This is a genomic window from Desulfobacula sp. (assembly GCF_030611305.1).
Taxonomy (GTDB): domain Bacteria; phylum Desulfobacterota; class Desulfobacteria; order Desulfobacterales; family Desulfobacteraceae; genus Desulfobacula.
Genome location: NZ_JAUWQB010000128.1, coordinates 1 through 7,497, shown reverse-complemented (window position 1 = coordinate 7,497; position 7,497 = coordinate 1). Strand labels below are relative to the sequence as shown.

The window sequence follows — 7,497 nt, the reverse complement described above, 5'->3', positions numbered from 1 at the left end:
GCATATTGCCTCTGTTTTTGTTTTATAATTTTTTGTTTTTGCGAATAAAAATAATACACGAAAACAGAGGCTTTTGCAACACAACAATTTGAAATTATTATGTAAATTCTGTAAATTATAAATTGATTTCAACACCCTTTTTTAGCTCTCCTTTTAATATGCGCTCAATTTTATCATTTAATTGATCTATAAAAATTTCATCATAGATGTTTTCAAGCATGTCGAATTTCCATTCCGTGGCCAGTTTTTCCCAGATTTTTGACCGAAATTCCATGGGACAATGCTGTGAATCTATCCCGAGAAGAGAGATGCCCCTTAATATGAACGGAAACACATTAATGGGCAGATCCGGAGATGCCACATTGCCGCAGCAGGTTACGATTCCATTCGGTTTCGTTGATTTTATAGCCGTTGCCAGAATTTTTCCTCCCACCGTATCAATGACGCCTGCCCATTGGGGTTTTAAAACGGGCGGTTTCGTGTTTTCAAGAAAATCATTCCTGGCAATGATAGTTTTAACGCCTATATTATTCAGCAAGGTGGTATCTGGTTTTCCAGAGACAGCAGTTACTGAATATCCAAGGTGGGACAAAATTCCTGCAGCAAGGCTTCCCACGCCGCCTGTAGCACCGGTGACAAGAATATCTCCATGCTCGGGGCGTATGGTTTGAATCAGTTTAAAAATTGACATTCCTGCCGTAAATCCGGCGGTTCCGAATATCATGCTCTGTTTCAGATCGATTCCATCGGGCAGTTTGACCACCCATTCTCCGGGCACGCGGATATACTGCCCAAAGCCTCCTGCTGTGTTCATATCAAGGTCATAGCTTGTAACAATGACCTTTTCTCCTTTTTTAACTGTGTCAATATTGCTTTCTTCAACAATTCCTGCCGCATCAATCCCTGGTGTATGCGGGTATTGCCTTGTGACACCACGATTTCCCGTGGCGGATAAGGCATCCTTATAATTTAAGGAAGAATACTTAACCCGAATGAGAACATCTCCTTTTGGAAGGTCATTAATATTCACATTTTTAATCTGACGAATAAATTTATTTTTTTCAGGTTCTTCAACAGTCAATGCTTTGTACGAAAAATTATCCATGCGCGTTATCCTTATAAAGTTAATGATTGGAAGACTTTAAAAGTTATTGTAAGTATTAATCTATCAGAATTCCATGGGATATCCAATTTTTTTTAAAATTGTTTGAACCGGGTGGAATACATTTGGCAGAAATATTTTTACTTTCTTAAATAAATTTGATAATTATGCCGGGATGAAAACTCAAAAATTCCAGACAGGCAGGGTAACGCTTGTCGCATTTTCCCATTTTATCCATGATGTGTATACAAGTTTTCTTGCTCCCTTACTGCCATTAATTATAGAGAAGCTCTCACTGACCTTAACCCAGGCAGGACTTTTATCTACTGTTATGCAGATTCCCGCGCTGCTCAACCCTTTTATCGGGCTGTTTGCAGACAATAAAGGCCTTGCCCGATGGCTGGTTATCCTTACACCAACGGTCACGGCCATATTCATGAGCCTTATTTTAAGTGCATCATCCTACTATGTATTACTGGTTCTTCTCTTTTTGGCAGGCATCAGCGTGGCGGCATATCATGTCCCAACACCTGTTCTGGTTGCAAAGTATTCCGGAGATAGAAAGGGCCGTGGCATGAGCATTTTTATGACAGGCGGGGAATCTGCCAGAACTGTGGGGCCTATGTTTGCTGTGGCTGCCGTATCATTCCTGGGAGCGGATCATTTTTATGTTGTTATGGGATTTGCCATGTTAACATCTGTGCTGCTCTATTTTACCCTTGAAAAAGAGGAACAAAAGACATCTATTAAAAGAAACGGGTCTTTAAAAGCGGCATTTCATGAAATTAAACATGTGCTGATTCCCTTGTCCGGTATTTTATCGGTACGATCCTTTATGCATGCGTCCATGGGAGTTTTTCTAACGGTCTTTGTGGAAAGAGAGACCGGAAGCCTCTGGCTTGGGGGTGCTGCCCTTGCCTTGTATGAGGGATTTGGGGTAGCGGGTGTGTTATGCGCGGGAACCTTCAGTGACTGGCTGGGAAGACAAAGAGTATTGTTCTGGGTATTGATGGTAGCACCCTTCGCCATTTTGGTTTTTGTTTTTTCAACAGGGATTTTAAAAATTATTATGCTGGCTATTACAGGATTTACTGTTCTTTCAACCACCCCTGTCATGCTGGCAATTATCCAGGAAAATGCAAAACTCAACCCCTCGGCAGCCAATGGTCTGTTTATGATGGTCTCTTTTGCTGCCAGATCTATTGCAGTCGTTCTTGCAGGAATAATTGGCGATGTGGCAGGGCTTGAGAATATGTTTATTGTGAGTGCTTTAATCGGGTTTGGTGCGATCCCCTTTTTATTAAAACTTGATCATTAAAATATGGAGATGATGATGTTAAAAACTAATGAAGACAGGCTTGTTGAATTGTCCATGCAGTGCAAACCAGGCCCTCCCAGGATCAGGCCCGGCTGGAAGGTGGATCATGAAGGCAAACCCTTTATCCTTCCAGGTATTGGCGGTATTACCTTAAATATCCAGGTGGGAGATTCTGCTTTCGGACTTGCCGGAGACCATATAGAACCCGGCGTCAGTTGTTCTGCAAATGCGGAAAAACCCTTTGAGTTTCCCAATAACTCTCTCCAGCTTCTTTCCTGTGTGGGCAATGAGGCTGTCATCGTGTCCGGAGATGTAAAAGGTGAAAAAGGAACCGTTATCGGTCATCATGGCGGATCAGAACATGTGATTGTTGATTTTCCCAAAGAAGTGCTAAAGCAGTTGACTTATGATGACAAAATAATGATTCGAACAAAAGGTCAGGGCCTGAAACTGATTGATTACCCGGATATCAAGCTGTTTAATCTTGATCCCGATCTTTTGAAAAAAATGAAAATTAAAAAGATAAAAGATAAAAGGCTCAAGGTGCCTGTTACAACCATAGTGCCTGCCCAGTGTATGGGATCGGGCCTTGGGTCTGCCCACGTTGCCGCCGGGGATTATGATGTGATGACCAGTGATCCTGCAACGGTTAAGGAATATAAATTAGACAGGCTCAAATTCGGTGATTTTGTGGCATTGCTTGACCATGATAATTCCTATGGCAGGGCATTTGTAAAAGGTGCGGTCAGTATCGGGATTGTGGTTCATTCAGATTGCCTGCTCGCAGGCCATGGACCTGGCATAGCCACGTTGATGACCTGTTCAACACCCTTAATTGAACCGGTAGTGGATTCAAATGCCAACATCGCCAACCTTTTGAAAATAGGAACAAAAAAAGCATAGCCTGAAAATAATAAGGTGAGATAAAAAAATTGAATACAGGAAAGAAAAGTATCCTTCAAAAAGGAAAAGGCAAGACAAGAAAACAGGCAAAACTTGAGTATCTGTATGAAAAAAAATCGTTATTTTTTGCACAGGTTGCCGAAAGTGTAAAAGACATTGCCATAAAAGAACTCAAAGAACTGGGTGGTTATGATTTAAAACCGGTTTTTAGAGGTATATGGTTTAAAGCTTCCAAGAAAGATTTTTATCGGATCAATTATTTTTCCAGGCTTGTTTCAAGGATCTTAGCTCCTCTTGTTTCATTTGAATGCCACGACAAGGATGACCTGTATAAGGCGGCCAAAAAAATAAGATGGGAAGAGTTTTTTACACTTAAAGATACTTTTTCCATTGTTGCCAATGTATCTGAGTCGGAAATCACCCATTCCAATTTTGCCGGGTTGCGGGTCAAAGATGCCATAGCAGATTATTTCAGGGACAGGACTAACAAAAGACCGAATGTGGATTCAAAAGATCCATATATTATTATCAATCTTCATCTTCATAAAAATCTGGCAACTCTTGGTATTGATACCTCAGGTGGGCCTCTGCACAAACGCGGTTACAGGGAAGAATCCGTATCTGCTCCCATGCAGGAGACCATAGCCGCATCCATTATCAGGCTGTCTGAATGGGATGGCAAAGTGCCATTGTATGATCCCATGTGCGGATCAGGGACTCTTTTATGTGAAGCGCTCATGAAGTATTGCAGGATACCGGCGCAGGTATTCAGAACCCGGTTCGGTTTTGAAAGACTACCCGATTTTGATGCCAATTTATGGGAGCAGATTAAAAAAGAATCCCGGGACAATTTCAGGGAACTCAAAAAGAACATGATTGCGGGAAGCGATGTGTCTGAGCATTCGGTTAATGCCGTAAAAACAAATATTATGGGACTTCATTTCGGCAGTGAAATCAGCATAGAACAAAAAGACTTTCAGGATATTGAATCCATAGACAACAGTGTTATAGTCACCAACCCTCCCTATGGTATCCGAATGGGGAAAGACCAAAATCTTAACAAGTTCTATCAAAATTTTGGTCTTTTCTTGAAAAATAAATGTAAAAAATCAACCGCCTTTGTCTATTTTGGAGAACCTAAGTACATTAAGAAGGTTCCCCTTTCCCCATCCTGGAAACGCCCTTTGAAAATCGGCGGTCTTGATGGCAAACTTGTAAAATACGAATTATATTAGAATCAGTTTGAGAGAAGTTTTGATATGGAAAAGCCAAAAAATGGTGGACAATATACATGCAACGAGTACAGGGAGGAGATGATTCTTTTAGGCCTGCAAAAAAGGCTTTCTTCCAAAGGTTTAACATCTGAAGAAAAAGAAAGCTTATTAAAGGAGATTGCCAAAGTTGAAAAGCAGATGGGAATAGATTAAGAAAATTCTTTTTCTCTGACAGAAAAAATTTCCGCCATCATACACCTGGCACTGCCCCCACCGATTTTTTCAATGATAGACAGATCAAAACTTAAGATTTTACCATATTGTTCCAGAAAATTTTTCTGATCCTTTGTAAACCCCTGCCGCGCATTTTCAGACATTACAATAAAGGAGTCATTTTTCTGGTTCCTCACTTCAAGAATATTGCCGCAAAAGTGGTTTTCCATCTGGTCCATGGTTATTTCCATGACATTAAAGGATTTGTTCAGGGTCGCAAGGACATGGTTCTTCTGTTTTTTATCCGGTATGCACTCCAAACAGATAACAGCATATTTTTCTCCAAGACTCATCATGACATTGGTGTGGTAGATCGGATTTCCCGAGGAACTTTTTGTATCAAACAAAATCCCTTCAAGGTAAAACCTTAAACGGATAAAATTGTCAAACTGATCAGGGTCACATCGCTCGGACCGGGCTGCATACACCACTTCATCCACAGGATCTATGATCAGGCTGCCAGTCCCTTCTAAAAACCTTTTTGTTTCATCAAGCCTTCCTACATTAATGCAGTTACGAATGGTATATCTGTTTTTATTAAGAAGATTCTCTATTTCCATAAGTCGCCTTTCGGCCTTTCTGTTTTTTGCCATCATGGGATAGGTCAGAATGGTGCCGTCATGCTCAGTGGAAAACCAGTTGTTAGGGAAAATGGCATCAGGTGTTGTAACATCCTGGCTGATGGGCGGTTCCAGGATCAGGACGATTACCCCTTTGCCACGAAGGCCATCCGCCATGGCTTGAAATTCTTCATTGGCTTTTTTGTTAATCAACTCCGGGGTCATATCAGGTTTGTTCTGGAATTCATTGTCAACTCCGGTTTCTTTATTATAGCCAAAATCTTTGGGCCTGACCATGAGGATGGTATCTGCTGTTCTGGTAATTTTTATTTCCATATTTTCATTTGTCCCAGTCCCGAGTTTAAATATTTAAAATACCGGTCTGATTTTAACCCGGCCGGGGTATGGATTGCAACAATCCGATTGAATTTCTTACAAGGTCTAAATTTAAGTTCCGCTAACCGCCAAAACTGGTACTCTCGCTGTTGCTCAAACACTTGCCGGTCTTAACGATAGTCTACGTTAAGACCTTGTACATTTAATTTTGAACTCTCCTGTATAACGGAATTTTGTATCTGAGGATTCAAAGAAGGTGGATACCGGATATTGTGCCCGGAAGAATTTTCAAAAAGTGAGCAATTCTTGTTGTAGTTCTCAGCCTGAAATGGATCTACGAAAACCCAGAATCATAGCCACTATAATCGCTGCTTGGCTAAGTGATTAAAGATTCTCAAATGATGGTTTTTCTCCAATAAAAAATAATGAGGTCTTAGTTTATTCGATTCAGCTTTTTCCCATATAGATGAATTTAATTTGTGAAAATTTATTTACTTTACACTACAACATATATTACTGTAATTTTTATATAGATTGGGCAGAATATTAAACGCATTCTGGTGGTTTTATGGTTTGGGGAGAGTGTAGACTATGGCAAGCTGTTCCACTTCCAAAATTCATTTCATCAATAAAAGAGGTTCCGTATGCCTGCAAAACCGATTTATGAAGAATTAGAGAAAAGAGTAAAGGAATTAGAAGAAACCGCTGATGAACGAGCAGCTTCAAAAAAACAACTGAAATTTCTCTCATTAGCTGTAGATCAAGGCAGCGAAGGTATAGCTGTGGTTGATCTGGATGGCAATCTTGAATATTTAAATAATGCCTTTGCCAAGATGCACGGATATTCCGCTGAAGAACTTGCTGGTAAAAACCTCTCCATTTTTCATGCTCCCGAACAGATACCATCCGTAAAAGCAGCCAACCTGGAAATAAAAAAAACAGGCAGTTTTAAAGGTGAAATCTGGCATGTCAAACGGGATGGCACTGTCTTCCCAACTTTGATGCACAATTCACTTATTCGGGATGATGCGGGTAAGCCGATCGGCATCATGGGGACCCTGCGTGATATTACAGATATTAAACAAACAGATGAGGTGCTGAGGGAAAGCGAGAGAAGCCTTGCAGAAGCACAACGATTGGCCGGTATCGGGAGTTGGGAGTGGGATACAGGAACAGACACCGTTATTTGGTCGAAAGAACTCTACAATATCAGTGGACGTGATCCGAATAAATTTGCACCAATTTTTGCAGAACATCCATCGCTCTTTACTCCTGAAAGCTTTAAACGATTGGACATCGCAGTAAGAACGGCTTTAGACAAAGGAACACAATATGATCTCGATTTGGAGATGATTCGAACAGACGGAGTGATACTGCAGATTAGAGCCCGAGGTGAAACAATGTATAATAGTGCAGGGCATATCATTGGACTTCGTGGAACTGTGCAGGATATAACCGAACGAAAACAGATGGAAGATACCTTGAAAAAGAACGAGCAGGAACTGAAAAGTATCTTCCGGGCTGCACCGACGGGTATTGGGGCCGTTCGTGACAGATTCCTTTATCAGGTTAATGATCGCTTCTGTGAAATCACCGGATACTCAAAGGATGAGTTGATAGGGCAAAATGCAAAAATTATTTACTCTACAGCTTACATTTCGCACGAGAATAAAAAAAAATGGGGCCAAACACGTAAATCCTCTATGGATTAGATAACCTATTGATATTATAAGGAATAATAAATCTAGACTTTTCTATTCATTTGTTCTATAACGCTCTGTATCAGCCAAT

At 40.7% G+C, this 7,497-nt stretch carries 7 protein-coding genes; 5 read left to right on the top strand and 2 right to left on the bottom strand.

Annotated elements, in window-relative coordinates; all coding sequences use genetic code 11:
- Positions 1-115: 115 nt before the first annotated feature.
- Positions 116-1,105 carry a YhdH/YhfP family quinone oxidoreductase gene (locus QAI40_RS16310; protein WP_304511832.1) on the bottom strand — a complete coding sequence of 330 codons (990 nt, stop codon included), beginning with the start codon at positions 1,103-1,105 and terminating at the stop codon, positions 116-118.
- A gap of 172 nt (positions 1,106-1,277) precedes the next feature.
- Between QAI40_RS16310 and QAI40_RS16305 the strand changes: the two genes are divergently transcribed.
- Genes QAI40_RS16305 through QAI40_RS16290 form a run of 4 tightly spaced genes read left to right on the top strand, consistent with a single transcriptional unit; the run spans position 1,278 to position 4,750 of the window.
- Entirely contained in the window at positions 1,278-2,420 is a 1,143-nt protein-coding gene (locus tag QAI40_RS16305) for an MFS transporter (protein ID WP_299983790.1), read from the top strand.
- 15 nt (positions 2,421-2,435) lie between these two features.
- The gene (locus QAI40_RS16300) at positions 2,436-3,323 is read left to right on the top strand and encodes a DUF4438 domain-containing protein (RefSeq protein ID WP_299983788.1); all 888 of its coding nucleotides are present in this window, start codon (positions 2,436-2,438) and stop codon (positions 3,321-3,323) included.
- 29 nt (positions 3,324-3,352) lie between these two features.
- A complete protein-coding gene (locus QAI40_RS16295; RefSeq protein WP_299983786.1) occupies positions 3,353-4,558 on the top strand; it encodes a THUMP domain-containing class I SAM-dependent RNA methyltransferase in 1,206 nt (401 codons plus the stop codon).
- A gap of 24 nt (positions 4,559-4,582) precedes the next feature.
- Positions 4,583-4,750: a hypothetical protein gene (locus tag QAI40_RS16290; RefSeq protein WP_299983784.1), complete on the top strand. Its 168-nt coding sequence runs from the start codon at positions 4,583-4,585 to the stop codon at positions 4,748-4,750.
- On the opposite strand, the gene ctlX is transcribed toward QAI40_RS16290, so the two are convergent.
- Positions 4,747-5,706: a citrulline utilization hydrolase CtlX gene (ctlX, locus tag QAI40_RS16285; protein ID WP_299983782.1), complete on the bottom strand. Its 960-nt coding sequence runs from the start codon at positions 5,704-5,706 to the stop codon at positions 4,747-4,749. The genes QAI40_RS16290 and ctlX overlap by 4 nt on opposite strands.
- 644 nt (positions 5,707-6,350) lie before the next feature.
- On the opposite strand from ctlX, the gene QAI40_RS16280 reads away from it, so the two are divergent.
- Positions 6,351-7,418 carry a PAS domain-containing protein gene (locus QAI40_RS16280; RefSeq protein ID WP_299983780.1) on the top strand — a complete coding sequence of 356 codons (1,068 nt, stop codon included), beginning with the start codon at positions 6,351-6,353 and terminating at the stop codon, positions 7,416-7,418.
- Positions 7,419-7,497 lie beyond the last annotated feature (79 nt).

Coding starts and splice junctions, on each gene's coding strand:
- QAI40_RS16310 (WP_304511832.1), bottom strand. CDS start 1,105: ATGGATAATTTTTCGTACAAAGCATTGACTGTTGAAGAACCTGAAAAA.
- QAI40_RS16305 (WP_299983790.1), top strand. CDS start 1,278: ATGAAAACTCAAAAATTCCAGACAGGCAGGGTAACGCTTGTCGCATTT.
- QAI40_RS16300 (WP_299983788.1), top strand. CDS start 2,436: ATGTTAAAAACTAATGAAGACAGGCTTGTTGAATTGTCCATGCAGTGC.
- QAI40_RS16290 (WP_299983784.1), top strand. CDS start 4,583: ATGGAAAAGCCAAAAAATGGTGGACAATATACATGCAACGAGTACAGG.
- ctlX (WP_299983782.1), bottom strand. CDS start 5,706: ATGGAAATAAAAATTACCAGAACAGCAGATACCATCCTCATGGTCAGG.
- QAI40_RS16280 (WP_299983780.1), top strand. CDS start 6,351: ATGCCTGCAAAACCGATTTATGAAGAATTAGAGAAAAGAGTAAAGGAA.